Raw genomic sequence first — 19,761 nt, 5'->3', positions numbered from 1 at the left:
CAAACCCGCCACGCCTCGATGGAACGCCTCAAGGCCCCGCCGGTTTGCCAGAAAACGACGGAAAGGATCCCCATGAGAGCGCTCGTTCTGAACTGCACCCTGAAACCTTCGCCCCAGACGTCCAGCACCGAGGCCCTCGCCCGGGTGGTGATCGCGGAGCTGGAAAAGGGCGGCGCCGAGGTCGAGCTGGTCCGGCTGGTGGATCTGAACCTCAAGCCGGGCGTGAGGACGGACGAGGGCGAAGGCGACGACTGGCCCTCGGTTCACGCCAAGATTATGGCGGCCGACATCGTCGTCTTCGCCACCCCGACCTGGGTCGGCCAGATGTCGAGCGTCTGTATGAGGGCCCTGGAGCGGATGGATGCCCTGTTCGGGGAAACGGACGACAGCGGCCGGCCCGTCGCCTTCGGCAAGGTGGGCGGCATCGTCATCACCGGCAATGAGGACGGCGCGCACCATATCGTCGCCACCGTGTCCCAGGCCCTGATCGACATGGGCTTCACCATGCCGGCGCAGAGCTGGACCTACTGGCACCTGGGGCCGGGCGCCGGTCCCGACTATGTCGAGACGGATCAGGGCCATGACTATTCCGATCGGGTGGGCCGAAACGCCGCGCGCAATCTGCTGGCCCTGGCCCGGGTTCTGAGGCCCGACACCTACCCCGTTCCCGAAAGCTGAGAACAGGACTAGAACGGGCGGCATGATCATCGCCCTGTTCGCCGTCCTCGCCCTTCAAGCCGCGCCGCCCCCGCCGACGGCGCCGTCGGCGGGGAGCGACAGTATCGGCGCGACCACGAAAGGGGATGCGGACGCAGCGGCCGCGCCCCTGGACCGGATGCACCAGGCTGCGGCGCAGGCGGACGGGGCGACCTACTTCGCCCAGTTCAGCGACACCGCCCGGTTCGTGGGGACCGACGCTTCGGAACATTGGGATATTGCCGCGTTCAAAGCCTACGCCGAGCCGGTGTTCGCCCGCGGCCAGGGCTGGACCTATCGGCCCTATGACCGCACTCTGATCGTGTCGGGCGACGTGGCCTGGTTCGACGAGAAGCTGGACAACGACAGCTACGGCGCCCTGCGGGGATCCGGCCTGCTGCGGCGGACCAGTCCTGAAGGCGAGTGGAAGATCGAGCAATATGTGCTCAGCTTCACCGTGCCGAACGACCGTGCGCGGGCGGTGGTCGCGCTCATCAAGTCCGACGCCGCCGACTGATGGATTTCCACGAAGAGGCCTTCGTCCTGTCGGCGCGCAGCCATGGCGACACCGGCGCCGTGGTGGATCTGCTGACCGAGACCCATGGGCGGCGCGCGGCCTATGTGGCGGGCGGGGCGTCGCGGAAGATGCGGCCGTTTCTGCAAGCGGGAGCGCGGGTTGTGGCCGACTATCGGGCCCGAACCTCGGATCATCTGGGCGCAGCGCGGCTAGAGCCGGTGGGAGAGGGGCCGAGCGCCCTGTTCGACGACGCCCTGGCCCTGACCGGCCTGGCGGCGGCGGCGGGCGTGGCCCAGGGCGCCCTGCCGGAGCGCGAGCCGCATCCGGGCGTCTTCCTGGCCTTTGAGGCCCTGATGGCGGCCTTCGCCTGGCCCGAGGTCTGGCCGGCGGTCTTCGTCCGGTTCGAGGCGGGGCTGCTGGAGGACCTGGGCTTCGGGCTGGATCTGTCGAAATGTGCGGCGACCGGCGTCACGGACGACCTGATCTATGTCAGCCCCCGCACAGGCCGCGCCGTCAGCCGCGCGGCCGGCGCCCCCTATGCCGACAAGATGCTGGCCCTGCCGCCCTTCATGCTGGGCGCCCAGGCCGGCGTGGACGAGGGCGACGTCAAGGCGGGCTTCGATCTGACCGGGCATTTCCTGGAGCAGTTCGTCTTCCACCCGCAGAACCGGCCCCTGCCGCCGGCGCGGGTGTGGATGCTGGACAAGCTGGGCGAGGCGGGCCGGCTGTAGGATCTGGAGCGTCGCTCCAGATCCCAGGCTTGACGCGGTTCAGGCGACGAGGAAGGCGATGCCGATCTCGCGATGGGGCGTGTAGCGGATCTCATATCCGGTCAGCATGGCGAGCTGCTCTTCCGATTCCGGAGAGAAAAACAGGCCGAGCGAGATCTTCCTGGCGCCCCCCAGCCCCAGCCGCATCGGACCGTTCAGCTTCCAGGTGTCGTACCGCAGGCCGTCGATGAAGCCGGCCCAGTTGCGGAGCGACTCGCACTTCATCTCGACCACAATCTCGTCCGAGGACGGGTTTTCGAAAGGGTTGTTGACCAGGAAGTCGGCGCGCGCCCGGTCGGGATAGACATAGGCTTCGCGCTCGATCCAGGCGTCCTGGACATTGGCGTTGATGTGGCCGGCGATTTCGGCCTGGGCCCAGGCCTCCCAACCGCCGGCGAGCGGCCAGACCAGGCGGATTCGATTGACGTTGGCGCTGGCCCATTGGGTGACCAGATCCATGAAGTTGGCGGTGGAGATCGGCATAGGTGTCGCTTCCGCATTGGCGCTCGCCGGTCTGGCGACGCCGGAGAAGGGCGCGGTGGCTGAGGGACGGACCGAACGGCCTTCGACCATACGACCGAGCAACAACAGGTTGAGCGCTCTCGACATGATGGGATGCTCCCGGTCCCGATTGCACGGTCTGGCCCACCACTCCCGCGTCAGAGCCGCGCCCCGAAAGACTGCGACGCGAGCGGTGGCGTCCCGCACACCCGACGTGGCCGACGGCGTCTTGTGAAACTTGAGCGCGCATTTTCAGCAGGCGCGCCGAGCGATGGAGAAATCAACCAAAGGTGGTTCACGAGTTGGCCGCTCGACCGTCAAGTCCGTGAGGTCGCGCTTCAGCGGGGCGAGGCGACCTTCCTCAAAACGGGCCTCGATCCAACGGGTAAGGAGAGAACTGATGGCTATTCCAACTCCGGTGAACGGTCAGATCACCGACGCTGTAACCCAGGCCAATGTGAAGGTCCTGGGCGACGCCCCGGCCATGGCCATGGGCGCGATCTACCAGTCGCTGGCGCATTCCACGGGCATTCTGTACGAAAACGCCGCTTCGTCGCAGCAGCAGCTGGCGATCGCGGCGCAGGCCGCCACCAACCAGGGCGTCATCCAGATCTACAGCGTGGACACCATGGCCGGGGCCGTGGCGACCTCGAAGATCGCCCAGTCCGACACCCCCGACAATATGCTGTCCCTGCTGACCGCCCTGCGCGCCGTCGGCCCCGGCGCCGGCGTCTCCTGACGCTTCACCCTCGCACTGAAAGAAGGATTTGAGACATGGCGCTTCCCACTCCCGTCAACGGCATGATCACCGACGCCGTCACCCAGGCCAACGTCAAGGTTCTGGGCGACGCCCCGGCCATGGCCATGGGCGCGATCTACCAGTCGCTCGCCCACTCGACCGGCATTCTCTACGAGAACGCCGCCTCCTCGCAGCAGCAGCTGGCGATCGCCGGACAGGCCGCGACCAACCAGGGCGTGATCCAGATCTACAGCGTGGACACCATGGCGGGCGCCGTGGCGGCCAGCAAGATCAGCCAGTCGGACACCCCCGACAACCTGCTGTCGCTGCTCACGGCCCTGCGCGCCACCCAGGTCTGAGATCGGCTGACGGGCGACGCGGCCGGCGAGCGTCGACTGTCGTAATCCGCCATCGTTGCGGTCGGGCCCCGGCGCCCGCCGCGCCACCCTTGGGAGGACGACGTGTCCGAGGCCAGCAACAAGAGCGGCGGCGCCGACAAGGGCTCGCCCAACCTCGGCGACTATGAGGACATCCTCAAGCTCGCCCTGGAGCTCAGCCGCAATCCGGCCACCGCGCCGATCGCCGATTCGGTGGCCAGCACCTTGCTGACGGTCATCGGCTCGGGTCCCAGCTTTGCGGCGATGCAGAGTTTGGTCGCCGCCAATCAGGCCAGCGGGCTGATGTACCACAACGCCGTGGCCCATCAGCAGACGACCAACATCCTGGGCATGGTGGCGACGATGAACTGCGTCAACGCCCTGATGGACAAGCCGTCCTTCGTGCCCTGGCCAGACATCAATCCGCGTCGAGAGGAGCCGTTCGAATGACGCAGGAGGAGACGCGATCGCCGGACCTGCGGGGTTCGGCCGCCTGCCGGGATGACCTTCTGGTGCTGTGCGGCGGGGCGGGGGTCTGCAACGCCAGCCTGATCACCATCATGGCCTCGGCCGACGCCTTCGCCGCGCGCCTGGCGGCGTCCAGCCAACACGCGGCCGAACTGTCGACCCTGCAACTGCGGCAGCTGGCGACCAGCCTGGCCGAGATGCAGCCGATGCGCGCCGCCCGCGCGGCGGACATGGGCGTCCGCGCCGTTTCGCAGACCCATGCTCAGGCGCCGTCGCCCATGTATGGCGCGCCCGTCGTCACCTGAGCATCTGAAAGAGGGGGAAGGCTTATGACCGACACCGTCAATGCGCAGATCACCGATGCCGTGACCCAAACCAACGTCAAGGTTCTGGGCGAAGGTCCGGCGGAGGCTGTCGCGATCGCCGTTCAGGCGGTGGCCCACGCCACCAGCTTGTCGGTGGAGAACGCCAGCCAGGCCCAGGGCGGCATGCAGCAGATCAACAATGCGGCGGTCGGCGCCCTGATCGCCAAGATTCTCGAAATCCCGGTGGCCTGAGGCATGGCCTATTCACTCGCCGTCAACAGCCGAATCACCGATGCGGTGACGCAACAGAACATGATGGTTCTGGGCTCCGCTTCGACGGTGGCCATGGGCTCGATCTACCAGAGCGCCGCCCATTCGACGGCCATCGTCTTCCAAAATGCGGTTCAAGCCCAGCGCCAGGCCTCCATCTGCGCCCAGGCGGCGACCAACCAGGGGGTGATGCAGGTCTATGAGATGGGCGGCCTCGTCTCGGCGGCGGCCACCGCTCGCGTTGCGGCGCGCCCGCCGGCTTCGAACACTTTGGAGACCGCCGTGATGCTGCTCGTCGCTCTGAAAATGCTGAAACTCTAGATTTGTCAGGATCTGAACCATGGCCGCCGATACGCCCGTCAATTCTCAGGTCACCGACGCCGTCACCCAGACCAACGTCAAGGTGCTGGGCGAGGCGCCCGCCCAGTCCATGGCCCTGGTCTATCAGAGCATGGCTCACTCCATTTCCCTGGCCATGCAGAACGCTCAGCAGGCGCAGGGCGGGCTGCAGCAGATCGGCAACGCCGTCACCTCAAGCGCCGTCACCATGATCATGAACGCCGCGCACAAATAGCGCCGGGCCCTCCTGAAACGAAAGCAGCCGCGCCGTGAGCGAACCCGCCGTCAACAGCCAGATCAAAGACGCCGTCCAGACCTCGACCAACTGGGCCATGGGCTTTGCGCCCCTGGACGCCGGCACGCCGTCCAGCGCCAGCCGCGTCTCTGCCGGCGGGGCCATAGCCTATGACAAGGCGACCCAAGCCGCAGCCTTGGCGGTTCAGGACGCGGCCGATTACCAGCGCAATGTGATGTCGATCAGCACCACCGTCCAAGGCAAGGCGATGGCGATGATGCTGGCCTCCGGCGGCCTGAACGAACCGGCCCTCGTCGCCTACGCCATGGCCCTGGTCAGCGCGTTCGCCGCCCCCATCGCAGCCGGTCTGGCGGCGGAGTCCGTCACCAAGGCCGTCGAGAGCTTCCCCAAGAACTGAAGCCATACAAAGGAGACTATCGTGAGCCGACTGACCCTGTCCGCAAAGAGCGACGCCCAGGCCGTGATTCAGGAAGCGGAAGCCCTGGAATGGGAGACGCAGCGCGCAATGGAAGACTGGAGCGAGGAGGCCGGCGACGGCTTGTTGCGACCGTCCTTCGCCGCCAGCCAGGAACGCTACCTGGACCTGCGCCGCGCGTCGGAAACGGTCGTGGCCATCCTCCATCAGATGCAGGAGCCGCTTCTCGACGACCCCTACGCCTCATGGGCCGCCAAGCTGATGGTCAAGGCCAAGGGCCTGCTGACCGATATTGAGGAAGGGGAACTGGTCGCCAAGACCACCTTCGTTCCGGCGTCCGGCGACAAGGATTGAGGCGCCCATGACGAACGATGACGCCGGCGCCGAACCTGGCGCGTCCCAGTCTCCGGCGCCGGCGCGCGATCCCATCGTCGTGGCGGCGCAACAGATGGTGACCGAAATGTTCAACCTGGCCAGCGCTCAGCTGCCGGATCTTCTGAAGCTGCAAGATCCGGCGGCCGGTCAGGTGGCCAAGTTCAGCGAGGAGATGATCAACCAGCTGAAGGGACAGGTCGAGCGCGCCCTGGGCGTGCCGGCCGCCGATAAGGACAAGACCTCGTGACGGAAGGGGCGGGCCAGCATCTGTATGACGCCGTCTCGGCGCAGAAGCACCAGGTCGTCGACAGTTTCGCCGATCAACGCGAACAGTTGAGGAAGGCCGTGGCGGACCAGCGCTTGGCGGCCATGCCGGAGGAGATGCGCCGCGCGGCGCTTGGGCCGTCCGCCCAGGTCAGCCGCGAGATCGTCGATGCCCTGCGGGCGATCATTGCGCAGGAGGTGACGCGACAGCTGGATCTCGCCATCTGCGCGATGCTGGCGCGCGCGGCCGAGACAGAAGAGGGTGCGGCTCTATCGGCCGAGGCGACGCACAGCTGATCTGATTTCCCTCGAATTCGGATCGCACGCTTCACAAAACTCCGGGAAACCCGTTTAAGTTGTATTCACGGGGGTGATGGGGCGGCGACGTCGTATAGACGGCGGGCGGCGCTTCTCCGCCAAGGTCGGATCGGCGCGTCGGCGCCCGACGTCAACCCGATGGGACAGAGGGGTCGGGAAGATGAATGTTGTCCGCCTGTTTCCAGAAAAGGAAACCCCGGAGATCGAGCAGATCGCCAAGCCGCCGGCCCGAACCGAACGAGGCTTGCGTCGGGGATTACAGCCGGCCCAGCCTTCGCCGGTCGATGTTCTGGCCAGGGCGGCCGGAGGGCGGCGCGCCGCTTCGCCGCTGACGCCGACGGAGGTCATCGCTCGATCCCTGGAGCGGCCGGCCTCCATGGATCGGTTCTGGGCCATCTGGATGGCGCATCAGACAGCCCTGCGGCAGAGAAGTCTTCGTCTGTCCGGCGGAAATCGCGCCGACGCCGAGGATGCGCTGAGCGCCGCCATGGTGCGGGCCGCCCAGGCTTTTCAGCGGCAACCGGTGGAGAATCCCCGAGCTTGGCTGGTGCGTATACTGCACAACACCTGCATGGACCTGCATCGCCAGAACGCCAACCGAATCCCTATACAGACAGGGGACGCCGATCTGCCGCCGCCGACTGCGGCGGCCTGGGTCAGGGCGGCGCCGTCGCCGGAAGAGGCCCTGTCGCAACAAGAGCGAGACGCCGCCTGGGGCAAGGCCATGAACGCCCTGCCGGCCGCACTGGTCGAACCCTTGCGGCTTCACCTGGACGATTGGGGGGATGATCGGATCGCCGCCCATCTGAACATCAGTCGCGAACTGGTGCGAAAACGACGACAACTCGCCAAGAACCGTCTGCGCCTGTTGCTGGACCTCTAGGCGGGCGTATCGACCAGCACCGCCGGCGACAGGGGCGCGCCTGTGGCCTCTGCCACCAGTTCGGCCGTGCGCGCTTCGATCACGGCTTCAAGGCGCGCCAGGAATTCGTCCTTGTCCAAGCCGACTGGAATGGGGTCCAGAAACTCGAGCGTGGCCGTGCCGGGATGCTTCTCGTACTTCTCTTCGGGCCAGAAGAGACCGAGGTTGGTGGCCAGCGGCACGACCGGCATGTCGAAGTCGCGATACATATGCCAGACGCCTGAGCGATAGCGGTATTTCTGTCCGACCGGGGCGAGGTGACCTTCGGGATAGATCAGGATCTTGCGGTTTTCAGCCCTGGCCTGGGCGGCGCGGGTTGCGAGCGCCTGGCGCGCTTCGTGGCCGCCGCAGCTGTTGACGACGATGGCGCCCAGTTTTTTCAGAACGCCGCCGAGCAGGGGAAATTTTTCCAGGTGGTCGCCGGTGACGAAAGCCAGATCGTCGAACTGATCATAGGTCGCGAAGCCGTCGCCCCAGCTCTGGTGCTTGGAGGCGATGATGAAGGCGCCTTCAGGCAGCCGTTCCTTGCCCCGCACGTCCAGGCGGATGCCGGCGAAGAGGGCCATGGCCTGCACCATGCGTCGGACGTAGCGGCGGATGACCCAGCCAGTCGGACCCCGCCCGGGGGCAAGCGCCGCGAAGGCGGCGGCCAAGCCATAGGCGATCGAGAGAATCCAGTAGGCGACGTTGAATGAAAAGCTGCGCATGGATTGATTATTGCGCAGCTGGCCGCGATGTCATGCCCTCAAGCCGCATTTTCGAGGGCGGGCGCCCGCGTGACGCGATTGCGACCCCCGCGCTTCGAGGCGTAAAGCGCCGCGTCCGCGCGCTCCAAAAGGGCGGCGGGGCCTTCTCCCGGCCGATAGTCGGCAAAGCCGGCTGAAAGCGTCACCTTGCCCAGATCGTCGTTGGTCGAGCGACGCCGCAAGGCTCGGGACGCGACCTCTTCGCGGATGGTCTCCAGCGCCGCCAGAACCGTCCCCGCACTCTCGCCGGGGAAAAGTATGGCGAACTCTTCACCGCCGAATCGGGCGGCGAAGCGGTTTCCGCCGCTGAAGCGAGACAGGACGGTGGAGACATAGCGCAAAACCTGGTCGCCCGTCTGATGGCCCCAAGTGTCGTTGAACCGTTTGAAGTGGTCGATGTCGATGATCGCCAGGATCAGCGGCGCATCGCCAGACGCACAGGACTGTTCCAACCGCTCGTCGAAGGCCTTGCGGTTGGCCAGGCTGGTAAGGGCGTCGGTCATCGCTTCGCGCCGGACCTCTTCCAGATGCTCGCGCAGTCGCGCGATTTCCTTGTTGGAGGTCTCCAGTCGCTTTTCCAGAACGGCGGTTTCGCGCCGCGCGCGTTTGGTCGCGGTCGACAGGCCGCCGACCAGCGCTTTCAGCGGCGAGGCGGCGTCGGCGGCTTCAATAGTGTTGGACGCATCCGCCAGGGTGTCGCCATAGTCCGCCTGGGTCTTATGGGCCTTGGCGATGGCGTGGGCGACGCTGGCCAGTTCCCGGTCCAGCACGGCGCCGGCGTCGCGAATCTGCTCCGACAAGCGGCCGCGCGGCAGGAATTCGGCGGCGAGCCGCTCCGACACCTCGTCCGATATGATGTCCGACGCGGCCAGGAGCCGGTCGATCTCGCAGGCGAGCGGGCTCTCGCGGTCGTCAAGGTAATGAAGCCAGAGCTCGAAGTTCAGCCGGGTCGGCCAGACGCCGGCCTTTTCCATCTCGTCGATGACATGGTGCGCGAAGGCGTAAGCCTGAGGCCCTCTGACCGTCGTCTCCAGCTCGGCCGTCATTCTACGCTCCAACCCCCTTCTAGAGTTTCGCTGACATTAGGTGTCCATCCGTAACACCGGGTAAACAGCAGAAGGGGAGAGGGCGTAAATCGTCGAGGATCACCCGTGAATGATCACCGGCCGGCGCAGGAAGGCGGGTATGTCGTCGCCGAAACCCTTGACGCCGGTCCGCTCGCGCTCCTCCGGCCGGCGTTCGCCGCGGCGATCGGACTGGCGCAGTTGAGGCTCGCGTTCCGCACGGGCGGGACGATCCGAATCGACAGAAACCGGCTCGGAGAGGGTCGCCTCGACCGCCGGCTGAGGCGCGGCCTCCGGCTTGGTCTTGCGGCGGCTGCGAGAGCGGGCCGGAGCCTCGGCGGTCTGCGCTTCGGTCGGGATTTCCGCCGACGCCGCGACGGCCTGTTCCGTCTTGTCCGTTGATCGCGCCCGGCCGCGGCCGGTTCTTTCGCGCCCGCCCTTGTCATCGCGTTGGGCGGGCTTCTTGGTCGTGTCGAAATCGACGCCGTCCAGGACCAACTCCTCCGGCTCCTTCTTGATCAGCTTGAGCACCTTATCCAACGACTTGTCGTCGGCCGGTGTCACGATCATGAAGGCCTGTCCCAGACGGCCGGCCCGACCCGTGCGGCCGATGCGGTGCACATAGTCGTCGGCGTGGTGCGAGACGTCGTAGTTGAAGACGTGGCTGACGTCGGGAATGTCCAGACCGCGCGCGGCGACGTCGGACGCCACCAGGATCTTAAGCGCGCCCGAGCGGAAATCGGCCAATGTCTTCATCCGATGCGACTGATCCAGGTCGCCGTGAATGGGGGCTGCGTCAAATCCGTGTTTTTTCAAGGATTTGGCGACGATATCGACCTCGGATTTGCGGTTGCAGAAGACGATGCCGTTGCGCACGTCGGCGCGACCGATCAGGGCGCGCAGGGCGGCGCGCTTGGCCTTGGGGTCTGAGGTGGGGATGCGGACGAGGTACTGGGTGATGGTGTCGGCGGTCATCGCCGGACGCGAGGCCTCGATCCGTGTCGGGTCCTTGAGGAAGGCGGTCGTCAGCCGGGTGATCTCGGGCGGCATGGTGGCCGAGAAGAACAGGGTCTGGCGACGCGGCGGCGTCAGTTTGAAGATCCGCTCGATGTCGGGAATGAAGCCCATGTCGAGCATGCGGTCGGCTTCGTCCACGACCATGATCTCGACGCCGGTCAGCAGCATCTTGCCGCGTTCGAACAGGTCGAGCAGACGGCCGGGCGTGGCGATCAGGACGTCGACGCCCTTGTTCAGCGCCGCCACCTGGTCGCCCATGGAGACGCCGCCGATCAGCAGCACCCAGCTCAGCTTGGTGCCCTTGGCGTATTTGGCGAAGCTTTCTGCGACCTGGTCGGCCAGTTCGCGGGTGGGGGCCAGGACAATGGCGCGCGGCATGCGGGCGCGGGCGCGGCCGGAGGCCAGGCGCTCGACCAGGGGCAGGGTGAAGGCGGCGGTCTTGCCCGTGCCGGTCTGGGCGATGCCCAGGACGTCTCGGCCGGCGAGGGCGACGGGGATCGCCTGTTCCTGAATGGGGGTGGCGGTCGTATAGCCGGTGTCGGCGACCGCTTGCAGGGTCGTGGGCGAAAGGCCCAGTTGGGTAAATTCTGTCATGAATCCTTGGGACGAAAAGCGTCTGCGTGCATAGCAGCGACGGAACCGCCCCTCTTTGGGCGAGCGGGCGGCGCGGATCGCAGACCTGTCCCGAGGCTGGGGGCGATATAGAAGCCCCTCCGACAAAGTCAAGTATTCTCGCTATTTCGGCCCGCTGCGACGGAATAAATTCCCATGGCCACGTTGGAGGTCGCTTGACTCTTCGTGGCCTGAAAGAGGCATATAAGAGAACAAAAGGAGAACTGTTGTGCGGTCCGACCGCAAGATCGAAGCCCTGCGCCAACATCTGAAAACCCTGGAGGCAGCCGGTCATCCAGTGGATGACGCGCGCTTCGATCTCGGACTGGAGGCGGCTGACCGGCATCTAGGCGGGCTGGCGACCCATGGGCTGCACGAGGTTTACGCCGCGACTACGCCTGATGCGACAGCGGCCCTGGGGTTCGCTCTGGGACTGGTCCGCCGGACGGCGGGCGATCGACCTGTGGTCTGGGGGGTCCAGGCCATGGCCGAACTGGAGACGGGGCGGATCTATGGGGCGGGCCTGCGCGAACTGGGGCTGGATCCCGGCCGGCTGGTGCTGGTGCGGGTCAAGGAGACGAAGGAGCTGCTGGCGGCGGGAGAGGAAGCCCTGGCCGGTGGAGCCGTGGGAGCGGTGCTGCTGACAGCCTGGGGCGAGAGCAAGGTGCTGAGCCTGACCGCCACGCGTCGCCTGTCGATGGCGGCAGGGCAGGGACGGGCGACTGCACTCCTGACCCGGTTGGCGGCCCAGCCCCAGCCCAGTGCAGCCGAAACGCGGTGGCGGATCAGGGGGGCTTTGTCGCGGGCGCTGGAAGCGGAGGCCCCTGGCCATCCGACCTATGCGGTCGAACTGTTGCGGCATCGGCTGGGCGCGCAGCCGAGAAGCTGGATCATGGAGTGGGATCGTGAGCGCGGAGTCTTCGAACAGGGCGGGCAGAATGCCGGACATGAACAGCCGCAACGACCGGCGCTATCTGGCGGTCTGGTTTCCCCTGCTGCCGACAGATCGGCTGAGGCGCGAGGAGAGGGGCTCAGACGCTACGGCTGAACCAGCCACCGTGTTGGTGGAAAAGGTGAAGGGCGCGCTCCGTTTGGCCGCTGCAAATGGTTCCGCCCTGGCTCTGGGTCTGTCGCCGGGCATGACTCTGGCGGACGCGCGGGCGCGGGCGCCGGATATCCGCGTGGAGCCGCACCGGCCCGAGGCGGACACGGCCCTGTTGAGACGGGTGCTGCTGGATTTCGGACGCTTCACCCCGATGGCGGCGACGGACGGGCCGGACGGCCTGGCGCTGGATGTGACCGGTTGCGCCCACCTGTTCGGGGGTGAAGAAGGACTGATCCGGGCGGTCGGGGCGCGGGCTGAGGGCGTGGGTCTGGCGACGCGCCTGGCCCTGGCCGGCACGCCCGAGGCGGCGCGCGCCCTGGCCCGCTTCGGTCCTGGCGGAATCTATCAGGGCGAGGACCAGAGCCAGGCCCTGCGTCGCTTGCCGGTCGCGGCGCTGGAAGTGTCGGACAAGGAGATCCAGGCCCTGTCGCGCGCGGGCCTGAAGACCCTGGCGCATCTGGCGGACCGCCCCACGGCGCCCATCGCCGCCCGGTTCGGGGCCGCAGCGGCGACGCGGCTGAACCGGGTGTTGGGACGCGAAGACGTCCGCATCCGCCCCGAACGCCCCGTTCCTCTGATTTCCGTCGACCGGGTTCTGGTCGAGCCGATCACGGAGACCCCGGACATCGAGGCGGTGATCGGCGACCTGCTGGTCGAGGCCATGGACCGGCTGGACCTGCGCGGTCAGGGCGGGCGCGCCTTTCAGGCCGGCTTTTTCCGCCTGGACGGAGAGGTGCGCCACATCACCGTGCGGACGGGCCGCCCCAGTCGCGACGCGGCGGCCGTGCTGCGCCTGTTTCGCGAACGGCTGGCCAATCTGGCGCGACCACTGGAGCCCGGTTTCGGCTTCGACCAGATGCGTCTGTCCGTAACGGTCGCCGATCGCCTGGCCTCGCGCCAGCGGGGATTTGAGGCCGCCCCGTCGACCGCTGAAGATCTGGGGCGACTGATCGACCGGCTGACGGCGCGCCTGGGACCGGAGGCGGTCAGCCGGTTCGAGCCGATAGAGTCGCACTGGCCCGAACGCGCCGTCCGCCTGATCCCGGCCGCCCATCCCCCAGCCGCCCATTCCCTGGGCGAGATCGTCGCCTGGCCCGAACCGGACCCTGCCGACCCGCCGCTGCGGCCGTTGCAGATATTCGACCCGCCCCAGCCGGTTCTGGCCACGGCGGAAGTGCCCGATCATCCGCCGAACCGCTTCATCTGGCGGCGGGTCGATCACCGGCTGGTCCGGGTCGAAGGCCCCGAACGCCTCGCGCCCGAATGGTGGCGCAGGGTGCAGGCCCCCCTGGAGCCGACGCGCGACTATTACCGGGTCGAGGACCAGGAGGGGCGGCGTTTCTGGCTGTTCCGTTCCGGCTTCTACGGCGAGGAGCCGGCCCCGCGCTGGTTCCTGCACGGGGTCTTCGCATGACCGCCTATGCCGAACTGGCGACGCGCAGCAACTTCTCCTTTCTGGAGGGGGCGTCTCATCCGAAGGAACTGGTGCTGGCTTCGATCCTGCTGGGCCATACGGGAATGGGTCTGGCCGATCGCAACAGTCTGGCGGGCGTGGTCCGGGCCTGGAGCGCGCTGAAGGCCTTGAGGGAGGAAGGGCTGTCGCCGCCGGAAAAGGTGCGCGAGGGCGGCGGTCCGGGCGAGGTCGGCTGGGTCGAGGATCCGATGAACGACCCGGCCCTCAGCGACCGGGTCAAGCAGCGCGCCCAGGCCTTCAAACTGGTTCTCGGCGCCCGGCTTCGGTTCAATGACGGCGCGCCGGACATTCTGGCCTATCCGGAGGATCGCCGAGGCTGGGCGCGCCTGTGTCGCCTGCTGACCCTGGGCAACAGCCGGGCCAGGAAAGGTCAATGCGAGATCGGCCTACACGACCTGTGCGCGGCGCCCGAGGGATTGCTGCTGATCGTCATGCCGCCGCCTCGTCTGGAAGGCTTGGAGGCCGTGCTGTCGCGAGTGGTCGCGGCGGCGCCGGGCGCGGTCTGGCTGGGGGCGGCCATGACCCGTTCCGGCGACGACCGGCGCCGCCTGACGCGGCTTAAGGCGATGGCGAAGCGGACAGGCGCCACCCTGCTGGCGGTCAATGACGTCCTGTATCATGAGGCCGGACAGCGCGACCTCCAGGATGTCCTGACCTGTATCCGCGAAGGCGTGACTCTGGAGACGGCAGGGCGACGGCTGGAAGAGAACGCCGAGCGCCGCCTGAAGCCGCCGCGGGAAATGGCCCGCCTGTTCGCCGATGCGCCAGAGGCGGTGGCGGAGACGCAGAATATGCTGGCGCGGGTGAGGTTCGACCTTGAGGATCTTTGCTACAACTATCCCGAGGAGCCGATCCCGCCGGGGTGGTCGTCACAGGACTGGCTGGCGCACCTGGTCGATCGAAACCTGGACCAGAAATATCCGCAGGGTGCGCCTCAGAAGGTGCGCGATGATCTCGACAAGGAGCTCGCCTACATTCGGGAGCGCGATCTGGCGCCCTATTTCTTGACCATCCACGACATTGTCCAGGTCGCGAACGACAAGGGCATCCTGTGTCAGGGACGAGGATCTGCGGCGAATTCGGCCGTCTGCTATGTGCTGGGGATCACCTCGGTCGATCCCAGCCAGCATGATCTTCTGTTCGAACGCTTCCTGTCGGCCGATCGCAACGAGCCGCCGGACATCGACGTCGATTTCGAACATGAGCGGCGCGAGGAGATCATTCAGCACATCTACGACCGGTATGGTCGGCACAGGGCGGGCCTAGCGGCGACGGTCATCCGTTACCGGCCGCGCAGCGCCATTCGCGAGGTCGGCAAGGTCCTGGGCCTGACCGAGGACGTCACGGCGCGGCTGGCCGGCAGTCAGTGGGGCAGTTTCGGCAGCGACATGACCGAGCGTCATGTCGTGCAGGCCGGGCTTGAGGCCGCCAACCCGCAGATCGCGCGCGCCGTCGCCATGACGCGGCGGCTGCTGGGCTTCCCGCGTCACCTGTCACAGCATGTCGGCGGCTTCGTCCTGACCCAGGACCGGCTGGACGAGGTCGTGCCCATCGGCAATGCGGCCATGCCGGACCGGACCTTCATCGAATGGGACAAGGACGATATCGACGCCCTGGGGCTGATGAAGGTCGATATTCTGGCGCTGGGGATGCTGACCTGTATCGCCAAGGCGTTCGATCTGATGCGGTCGCTGGGGGTGGCGGACCTGCGGCTGGATACGGTTTCCGACGAGGATCCGGCCGTCTACCGCATGCTTCAGGAAGGGCGGTCCATCGGGGTCTTTCAGGTGGAGAGCCGGGCGCAGATCAACATGTTGCCGAGACTGAAACCCGCGACCTTCTACGATCTGGCCATTCAGGTGGCGATCGTCCGGCCGGGACCGATCCAGGGCGACATGGTGCATCCCTATCTGCGTCGACGCCAAGGTCTGGAGGCGCCGGACTACGCCCGACCCGGCCCGCCGCACGATCCGGACGAGCTAAAGAAGGTGCTCAAAAAGACCCTGGGCGTGCCCCTGTTTCAGGAGCAGGCGATGAAGGTCGCCATGGTGGCGGCCGAGTTCACCTCGGCCGAGGCCAATGGTCTGCGCAAGGCGATGGGCACCTTTCGAGGCGACGGGACGCTCTGGAAGTACGAAGAGCGAATGGTCGGTCGGATGATCGCCCGCGGCTACGACCCCGCTTTCGCGCAAAGATGTTTCGAGCAGATCAAGGGCTTTGGTTCGTACGGCTTTCCCGAGAGCCACGCGGTGTCGTTCGCCAGGCTGGTCTACATCTCGTCCTGGATCAAATGTCATCACCCGGCGGTGTTCGCCTGTGCGTTGCTGAACAGCCAGCCGATGGGCTTCTACGCCCCGGCCCAACTGGTGCGGGATGCGCAGGAGAGCCCGCAGAAGGTCGAGGTGCGTGCGATCGACGTGAACCACAGCCTCTGGGACAATAGGCTGGAGCCGACGGCGCGGGGGCCGCACTATCCGGCCTTACGCTTGGGGATGCGGCAGATCGACGGGTTCAAGGAAGTCTGGGCGGATCGGATCGTCGCGGCGCGGGATGCGCCCTTCGCGGATGTCGAGGAAATGGCGCGGCGGACGGGTCTGGAGGCGGCCGCGATGCGGAAGCTGGCGGATGCGGACGCGTTTCGATCGATGGGGCTGGATCGACGCGAGGGGTTGTGGGCGGTCAGACGCTTGCCGGACGACGAGCCCCTGCCGCTGTTCCAGGCGGCGCGGGCGCGGGAGCTGGGCGTCGAGGCGGCGGCGAACCTGCCGCTGATGCCGCTGAAGGAGCATATCGCCACCGACTATCAGACGACGCGCCTGTCGCTGAAGGGGCACCCGATGCAGATCCTGCGGCCGATGTTCGACGCCGAGCGGGTGCTGAGCGCCGAGGCGGTCTACGCCAAGAGGCACGGGGCGCTGGTGAAGACGGCGGGGGTGGTGCTGGTGCGCCAGAGGCCCGGCACGGGCAACGCCATCTTCGTGACCCTGGAGGACGAGACCGGGGTGGTGAACATCCTGCTGTGGGCGCGGCTGTTCGAAACCTTCCGGCGCGAGGTCATGGCCGCGCGGCTGATGGAGGTGGAGGGCACGGTCGAGAAGAGCGTCGAGGGCGTGCTGCACCTCATGGCCCGGCGGGTCGTCGATCGTTCGGCCGAGCTGGGGCGGCTGTCCGAGGACTATGACCTTGAGGTCGAGCTGTCGCGGGCGGATGCGGTGAAATATCCGCAAGGCCCGCGCAGCCCGACCGGCCGGCATCCGCGCGACGTCCGAATCTTGCCGGGGTCGCGCGACTTTCACTGACGGACGTCAGCAGGTGGCGGGGGCCGCCACCGCTGTCCGCTTGCGGCTTAGGAAAAGGACCAGCAACAGGCCCAGTCCGGAAGCGACGGCTCCGGCCAAGGACACGGCTGGATAACCGAGGCCTCCTGCGATGACCGCTCCGCCCACAGCCGCGCCGATGGCGTTGCCCAAATTGAAGGCGCCGATGTTCATCGCCGAGGCCAGGTTGGGCGCATCGCCGGCGGCGCCCATGACCCGCACCTGGAGCGGCGGCACCAGGGCGAAGCTGGCGATCCCCCACAGGAAGACCAGGATGGAGGTCGGGACCGCGAACGGCATGGCGACAGCGAAGGCGACCAGGATGGCGGACAGGGAGGCCAGGGTCACGATCAAGGTCCGGTCCACGGACTTGTCCGCGAACTTGCCGCCCAGCCAGTTGCCGAGCGTCAGGCCCAGCCCATAGGTCACCAGCATGGCGGTGACGAAGCCGAGCGAGGCGTGGGTCTGCTCGCGCAGGATCGGGGCGATATAGGTGAAGACGGTGAACATGGCGCTGGAGCCGATCACCGTCAGGGCCAGTGCCGCCAGCACGGAGCCGCGACTGAGGACGCGCAGCTCGGCGGCGATGTTTCCGCCGGTCGGAGCGGAGAGTTGGGGCAGGGTCAGGCGCAGGGCGGCCATGACCCCCACGCCGATGGCGGCGATGCCCCAGAAGCTGGCGCGCCAGCCCAGGGCGTCGCCGGCCCAGGTCGCCAGGGGCACGCCGACGACATTGGCGATGGTCAGGCCCATGAACATGGCGGCGACGGCGCCCGCCTGACGGTTCGGCGGGACCAGGCCGGCGGCCACGATCGAGCCGACGCCGAAGAAGGCGCCGTGGTTCAGCGAGGTGATCACTCGGGCGACCAGCAGCATCGAATAGTCGGTCGAGATCGCCGACAGCAGATTGCCGACGGTGAAGATGGCGGCGAGACCGATCAGCAGGGCTCGGCGCGGCATGCGGCCTGTGGTCAGGGTCATCAGCGGCGCGCCCAGCATGACGCCCAGGGCATAGGCGCTGATCAGCAGGCCGGCCGTGGGAATGGAGACGCCGAGATCGGTGGCGATGACGGGGAGGAGGCCCATCGGGGCGAACTCGGTCACGCCGATACCGAAGGCGCCGGCGGCGAGGGCGAGCAGGGGAGGATTGAGTTTCATGGTTGTCCTTCGGCGATGTCCTTGTCCAGGCGCACAGATGGACGGCGATCCGCGCGAGCGTTAGGCAGGCTTCAGGCCAAAGATTTTTGATCTGGACGCACAGATGCAGACAACCGGCGTGGACCGCGCGAGAGAGATGGAAGTGTTTGCTGCGGTGGCGCAGAGCGGCAGTTTTTCGGCCGCAGGCCGTATGCTGGATTTGACGCCGTCAGCGGTCAGCCGGACCATCGACCGGATCGAGGCGCGGCTGGGCGTGCGGCTGATGCTGCGGACCACGCGGGTGCTGACGCTGACGGCGGAGGGCCAGACCTATCTGGCGGCGGCGCGTCGGATCCTGGCCGATCTGGACGATGCCGAGCGGGTCATCTCCGACCAAGGGGCGCCGCGCGGACGGGTCAGGGTCAGCGCGTCCCTGGCCCACGGTCGCCAGCGTGTCGTGCCCCTGCTGGGCGAGTTCGCCCGCCTGTATCCGCATATACTAATCGACTTCAACCTGACCGATGTCGTGGTCGATGTGGCGGCGGGCCAGGCCGATGTCGCCATCCGGTTCGGACCGCTGGCCGACAGTCCGCTGACGGCGCGCCGACTGGGCGAGACGGGGCGGACCATTGTCGCCTCGCCGGAGTATCTGGCGCGACGGGGCGCGCCGCAGGTCCCGGAGGATCTGCACGATCACGACTGTCTGAACTTCAATTTCCGTCGGGCCGAGCCGGTCTGGCCCTTCCGGCGCGACGGCCGGGATTACGCTCTGACGGTGAGGGGACCGATCGAGGCCAACAATGGCGAGACGCTGACGCAGCTGGCGCTGGCCGGCGTCGGGGTGACGCGAGTGGGCAATTTCAGCGTCGCGGACGCCATCGAAACGGGGCGGCTTGTCCCGCTGCTGGAAGCCTTTAATCCTGGTGATCGCGAGCCGATCCACGCCGTCTTTGTGGGCGGCGCCAATATGCCGGCTCGGGTAAGGGTCTTCGTGGACTTTCTGGCGGAACGGCTGCGCTGAACCGGAAATCGCCGGACGAGCGGACCCGTCCGGCGAGCTTCAGTCTCGACTGCGATTTGAACTCAGCGCTTGCCGAAGATCAGATCGCCCAGTTTGGCGAAGAAGCTCTTTTCATCCGTCTTCGGCGCGGCGGCCGGGGTCGGAGCGGCGGGCTTGGGCGTTTCGACCGGCTTCGGCGCCGGAGCGGCGGCGGCCGGCGCAACGACCGCAGCGGGCGTCGGCGCAGCGACGACGGCCGGGGCGGCAGGCTTGGGCGCAGCGGCCTTGGCGGCCGGCTTCGCGGCTGTGGTCTTGGCGGCGGGCTTGGCTGCAGCGGGCTTGGACGCCTTGGGCGCAGCGGCCTTCACCGGCGCAGCCTTGGCGGCCGGAGCGGCCTTGGGTTTGGCGGCCGCCTTCGGTGCGGCCTTGGGCGCAGCGGTCTTCGCAGCGGCGGCCTTGGCGGCCGGCTTCGCAGCCGGAGCCTTGGCGGCGGGCTTGGCGGCGGGCTTGGGGGCGGCCGTCTTGGCCGCAGGCTTCGCAGCGGCGGGCTTGGTCGCCTTGGGCGCGGCGGTTTTCTCGGCGACGGCCTTCACAGCGCTCGACTTCGGCGCGGCTTTAGGCTTGGAAGCGGCGGTCGCCGGTTTCGGCGACGCAGGTTTAGACGTAGACGGTGACTTGGCCATGTATTCCCCGACCCCTCGGTTAGATAAAAAGCCCGGCGGCGTCGGGAAGACGAAGCGCCGGATCGCAACGATTC

Annotated in this window: 25 protein-coding genes; 19 read left to right on the top strand and 6 right to left on the bottom strand. The window is 67.3% G+C overall.

The genetic code is table 11. The annotated features are described in order from the left end of the window. Positions 1-72 precede the first annotated feature (72 nt). Genes GGQ93_RS05345 through recO form a run of 3 tightly spaced genes read left to right on the top strand, consistent with a single transcriptional unit; the run spans position 73 to position 1,944 of the window. A complete protein-coding gene (locus GGQ93_RS05345; protein ID WP_054765731.1) occupies positions 73-678 on the top strand; it encodes a flavodoxin family protein in 606 nt (201 codons plus the stop codon). Between the two features lie 22 nt (positions 679-700). After that, the gene (locus GGQ93_RS05340; RefSeq protein ID WP_183215583.1) at positions 701-1,213 is read left to right on the top strand and encodes a nuclear transport factor 2 family protein; all 513 of its coding nucleotides are present in this window, start codon (positions 701-703) and stop codon (positions 1,211-1,213) included. Further along, positions 1,213-1,944, top strand: a complete 732-nt coding sequence (gene recO, locus GGQ93_RS05335) for a DNA repair protein RecO (protein WP_054765732.1) — start codon at positions 1,213-1,215, stop codon at positions 1,942-1,944. The genes GGQ93_RS05340 and recO overlap by 1 nt, the downstream gene beginning before the upstream one ends. A 39-nt stretch (positions 1,945-1,983) precedes the next feature. Here recO and GGQ93_RS05330 read toward each other — a convergent pair whose 3' ends face one another. After that, positions 1,984-2,592, bottom strand: a complete 609-nt coding sequence (locus GGQ93_RS05330; protein ID WP_152950246.1) for a hypothetical protein — start codon at positions 2,590-2,592, stop codon at positions 1,984-1,986. A 292-nt stretch (positions 2,593-2,884) separates the two neighbouring features. Between GGQ93_RS05330 and GGQ93_RS05325 the strand changes: the two genes are divergently transcribed. From GGQ93_RS05325 to GGQ93_RS05270, 12 genes are all read left to right on the top strand, one after another. Continuing rightward, positions 2,885-3,223 (top strand): RebB family R body protein, encoded by a 339-nt coding sequence (locus tag GGQ93_RS05325; RefSeq protein WP_054765734.1) that lies wholly within the window; start codon positions 2,885-2,887, stop codon positions 3,221-3,223. Positions 3,224-3,258: 35 nt separating this feature from the next. Then, a complete protein-coding gene (locus tag GGQ93_RS05320) occupies positions 3,259-3,582 on the top strand; it encodes a RebB family R body protein (RefSeq protein ID WP_152950248.1) in 324 nt (107 codons plus the stop codon). A gap of 102 nt (positions 3,583-3,684) precedes the next feature. Beyond that, positions 3,685-4,050 carry a RebB family R body protein gene (locus tag GGQ93_RS05315; RefSeq protein ID WP_054765736.1) on the top strand — a complete coding sequence of 122 codons (366 nt, stop codon included), beginning with the start codon at positions 3,685-3,687 and terminating at the stop codon, positions 4,048-4,050. Further along, positions 4,047-4,373 carry a hypothetical protein gene (locus tag GGQ93_RS05310; protein ID WP_054765737.1) on the top strand — a complete coding sequence of 109 codons (327 nt, stop codon included), beginning with the start codon at positions 4,047-4,049 and terminating at the stop codon, positions 4,371-4,373. Before GGQ93_RS05315 ends, GGQ93_RS05310 begins: the two co-directional genes overlap by 4 nt. 24 nt (positions 4,374-4,397) lie before the next feature. Beyond that, a complete protein-coding gene (locus tag GGQ93_RS05305) occupies positions 4,398-4,625 on the top strand; it encodes a RebB family R body protein (protein WP_054765738.1) in 228 nt (75 codons plus the stop codon). Between the two features lie 3 nt (positions 4,626-4,628). After that, on the top strand, positions 4,629-4,964 hold the full coding sequence (locus GGQ93_RS05300; protein ID WP_054765739.1) for a RebB family R body protein: 336 nt from the start codon (positions 4,629-4,631) through the stop codon (positions 4,962-4,964). Between the two features lie 19 nt (positions 4,965-4,983). Then, positions 4,984-5,217: a RebB family R body protein gene (locus GGQ93_RS05295; RefSeq protein WP_054765740.1), complete on the top strand. Its 234-nt coding sequence runs from the start codon at positions 4,984-4,986 to the stop codon at positions 5,215-5,217. Between the two features lie 34 nt (positions 5,218-5,251). Beyond that, complete coding sequence (locus tag GGQ93_RS05290) at positions 5,252-5,635, top strand: hypothetical protein (RefSeq protein WP_054765741.1); 384 nt, start codon at positions 5,252-5,254, stop codon at positions 5,633-5,635. Between the two features lie 21 nt (positions 5,636-5,656). Beyond that, positions 5,657-6,007, top strand: a complete 351-nt coding sequence (locus GGQ93_RS05285; RefSeq protein WP_183215581.1) for a hypothetical protein — start codon at positions 5,657-5,659, stop codon at positions 6,005-6,007. Positions 6,008-6,014: 7 nt separating this feature from the next. Further along, the gene (locus GGQ93_RS05280) at positions 6,015-6,275 is read left to right on the top strand and encodes a hypothetical protein (protein WP_183215580.1); all 261 of its coding nucleotides are present in this window, start codon (positions 6,015-6,017) and stop codon (positions 6,273-6,275) included. After that, a complete protein-coding gene (locus tag GGQ93_RS05275) occupies positions 6,272-6,589 on the top strand; it encodes a hypothetical protein (protein ID WP_183215578.1) in 318 nt (105 codons plus the stop codon). The genes GGQ93_RS05280 and GGQ93_RS05275 overlap by 4 nt, the downstream gene beginning before the upstream one ends. A gap of 181 nt (positions 6,590-6,770) precedes the next feature. After that, a complete protein-coding gene (locus GGQ93_RS05270; protein ID WP_183215576.1) occupies positions 6,771-7,493 on the top strand; it encodes an RNA polymerase sigma factor in 723 nt (240 codons plus the stop codon). On the opposite strand, the gene GGQ93_RS05265 is transcribed toward GGQ93_RS05270, so the two are convergent. The 3 genes from GGQ93_RS05265 to GGQ93_RS05255 form a co-directional block, all read right to left on the bottom strand. Next, a complete protein-coding gene (locus GGQ93_RS05265) occupies positions 7,490-8,239 on the bottom strand; it encodes a lysophospholipid acyltransferase family protein (RefSeq protein WP_054765746.1) in 750 nt (249 codons plus the stop codon). The two genes, GGQ93_RS05270 and GGQ93_RS05265, sit on opposite strands and share 4 nt — an antisense overlap. 38 nt (positions 8,240-8,277) lie before the next feature. After that, positions 8,278-9,324, bottom strand: a complete 1,047-nt coding sequence (locus GGQ93_RS05260) for a GGDEF domain-containing protein (RefSeq protein ID WP_183215574.1) — start codon at positions 9,322-9,324, stop codon at positions 8,278-8,280. A 99-nt stretch (positions 9,325-9,423) separates the two neighbouring features. Further along, the gene (locus GGQ93_RS05255; RefSeq protein ID WP_183215572.1) at positions 9,424-10,953 is read right to left on the bottom strand and encodes a DEAD/DEAH box helicase; all 1,530 of its coding nucleotides are present in this window, start codon (positions 10,951-10,953) and stop codon (positions 9,424-9,426) included. A 247-nt stretch (positions 10,954-11,200) separates the two neighbouring features. Here GGQ93_RS05255 and GGQ93_RS05250 point away from each other — a divergent pair, with 247 nt between their 5' ends. From GGQ93_RS05250 to GGQ93_RS05240, 3 genes are read left to right on the top strand one after another with little or no spacing between them, the layout of a single operon-like run. Further along, positions 11,201-12,019, top strand: a complete 819-nt coding sequence (locus tag GGQ93_RS05250) for an ImuA family protein (protein ID WP_183215570.1) — start codon at positions 11,201-11,203, stop codon at positions 12,017-12,019. Further along, on the top strand, positions 11,919-13,490 hold the full coding sequence (locus GGQ93_RS05245) for a Y-family DNA polymerase (protein ID WP_260171167.1): 1,572 nt from the start codon (positions 11,919-11,921) through the stop codon (positions 13,488-13,490). The genes GGQ93_RS05250 and GGQ93_RS05245 overlap by 101 nt, the downstream gene beginning before the upstream one ends. Then, complete coding sequence (locus tag GGQ93_RS05240) at positions 13,487-16,849, top strand: error-prone DNA polymerase (protein ID WP_183215566.1); 3,363 nt, start codon at positions 13,487-13,489, stop codon at positions 16,847-16,849. The genes GGQ93_RS05245 and GGQ93_RS05240 overlap by 4 nt, the downstream gene beginning before the upstream one ends. A 6-nt stretch (positions 16,850-16,855) precedes the next feature. Here GGQ93_RS05240 and GGQ93_RS05235 read toward each other — a convergent pair whose 3' ends face one another. Beyond that, positions 16,856-18,025, bottom strand: coding sequence for an MFS transporter (locus GGQ93_RS05235; RefSeq protein WP_182713593.1), 1,170 nt, complete (start codon positions 18,023-18,025; stop codon positions 16,856-16,858). Positions 18,026-18,128: 103 nt separating this feature from the next. Here GGQ93_RS05235 and GGQ93_RS05230 point away from each other — a divergent pair, with 103 nt between their 5' ends. Continuing rightward, on the top strand, positions 18,129-19,025 hold the full coding sequence (locus GGQ93_RS05230) for a LysR family transcriptional regulator (RefSeq protein ID WP_183215563.1): 897 nt from the start codon (positions 18,129-18,131) through the stop codon (positions 19,023-19,025). A gap of 62 nt (positions 19,026-19,087) precedes the next feature. On the opposite strand, the gene GGQ93_RS05225 is transcribed toward GGQ93_RS05230, so the two are convergent. Then, a complete protein-coding gene (locus GGQ93_RS05225; protein WP_183215561.1) occupies positions 19,088-19,597 on the bottom strand; it encodes a hypothetical protein in 510 nt (169 codons plus the stop codon). Positions 19,598-19,761: the final 164 nt, after the last annotated feature.

Origin of the sequence: Brevundimonas aurantiaca (genome assembly GCF_014199955.1) — a bacterium.
Taxonomy (GTDB): Bacteria; Pseudomonadota; Alphaproteobacteria; order Caulobacterales; family Caulobacteraceae; genus Brevundimonas; species Brevundimonas aurantiaca.
Note: the sequence above shows the minus strand (reverse complement) of the source record. Positions and strands in the feature narration are given on the sequence as shown.

What these genes read in the sequence shown, in the direction of transcription:
- recO (WP_054765732.1), top strand. Translation starts at nt 1,213, where the DNA reads ATGGATTTCCACGAAGAGGCCTTCGTCCTGTCGGCGCGCAGCCATGGC.
- GGQ93_RS05305 (WP_054765738.1), top strand. Translation starts at nt 4,398, where the DNA reads ATGACCGACACCGTCAATGCGCAGATCACCGATGCCGTGACCCAAACC.
- GGQ93_RS05330 (WP_152950246.1), bottom strand. Translation starts at nt 2,592, where the DNA reads ATGTCGAGAGCGCTCAACCTGTTGTTGCTCGGTCGTATGGTCGAAGGC.
- GGQ93_RS05265 (WP_054765746.1), bottom strand. Translation starts at nt 8,239, where the DNA reads ATGCGCAGCTTTTCATTCAACGTCGCCTACTGGATTCTCTCGATCGCC.
- GGQ93_RS05270 (WP_183215576.1), top strand. Translation starts at nt 6,771, where the DNA reads ATGAATGTTGTCCGCCTGTTTCCAGAAAAGGAAACCCCGGAGATCGAG.
- GGQ93_RS05240 (WP_183215566.1), top strand. Translation starts at nt 13,487, where the DNA reads ATGACCGCCTATGCCGAACTGGCGACGCGCAGCAACTTCTCCTTTCTG.
- GGQ93_RS05245 (WP_260171167.1), top strand. Translation starts at nt 11,919, where the DNA reads ATGAACAGCCGCAACGACCGGCGCTATCTGGCGGTCTGGTTTCCCCTG.
- GGQ93_RS05230 (WP_183215563.1), top strand. Translation starts at nt 18,129, where the DNA reads ATGCAGACAACCGGCGTGGACCGCGCGAGAGAGATGGAAGTGTTTGCT.
- GGQ93_RS05260 (WP_183215574.1), bottom strand. Translation starts at nt 9,324, where the DNA reads ATGACGGCCGAGCTGGAGACGACGGTCAGAGGGCCTCAGGCTTACGCC.
- GGQ93_RS05280 (WP_183215580.1), top strand. Translation starts at nt 6,015, where the DNA reads ATGACGAACGATGACGCCGGCGCCGAACCTGGCGCGTCCCAGTCTCCG.
- GGQ93_RS05255 (WP_183215572.1), bottom strand. Translation starts at nt 10,953, where the DNA reads ATGACAGAATTTACCCAACTGGGCCTTTCGCCCACGACCCTGCAAGCG.
- GGQ93_RS05340 (WP_183215583.1), top strand. Translation starts at nt 701, where the DNA reads ATGATCATCGCCCTGTTCGCCGTCCTCGCCCTTCAAGCCGCGCCGCCC.
- GGQ93_RS05310 (WP_054765737.1), top strand. Translation starts at nt 4,047, where the DNA reads ATGACGCAGGAGGAGACGCGATCGCCGGACCTGCGGGGTTCGGCCGCC.
- GGQ93_RS05325 (WP_054765734.1), top strand. Translation starts at nt 2,885, where the DNA reads ATGGCTATTCCAACTCCGGTGAACGGTCAGATCACCGACGCTGTAACC.
- GGQ93_RS05345 (WP_054765731.1), top strand. Translation starts at nt 73, where the DNA reads ATGAGAGCGCTCGTTCTGAACTGCACCCTGAAACCTTCGCCCCAGACG.
- GGQ93_RS05295 (WP_054765740.1), top strand. Translation starts at nt 4,984, where the DNA reads ATGGCCGCCGATACGCCCGTCAATTCTCAGGTCACCGACGCCGTCACC.
- GGQ93_RS05235 (WP_182713593.1), bottom strand. Translation starts at nt 18,025, where the DNA reads ATGAAACTCAATCCTCCCCTGCTCGCCCTCGCCGCCGGCGCCTTCGGT.
- GGQ93_RS05320 (WP_152950248.1), top strand. Translation starts at nt 3,259, where the DNA reads ATGGCGCTTCCCACTCCCGTCAACGGCATGATCACCGACGCCGTCACC.
- GGQ93_RS05300 (WP_054765739.1), top strand. Translation starts at nt 4,629, where the DNA reads ATGGCCTATTCACTCGCCGTCAACAGCCGAATCACCGATGCGGTGACG.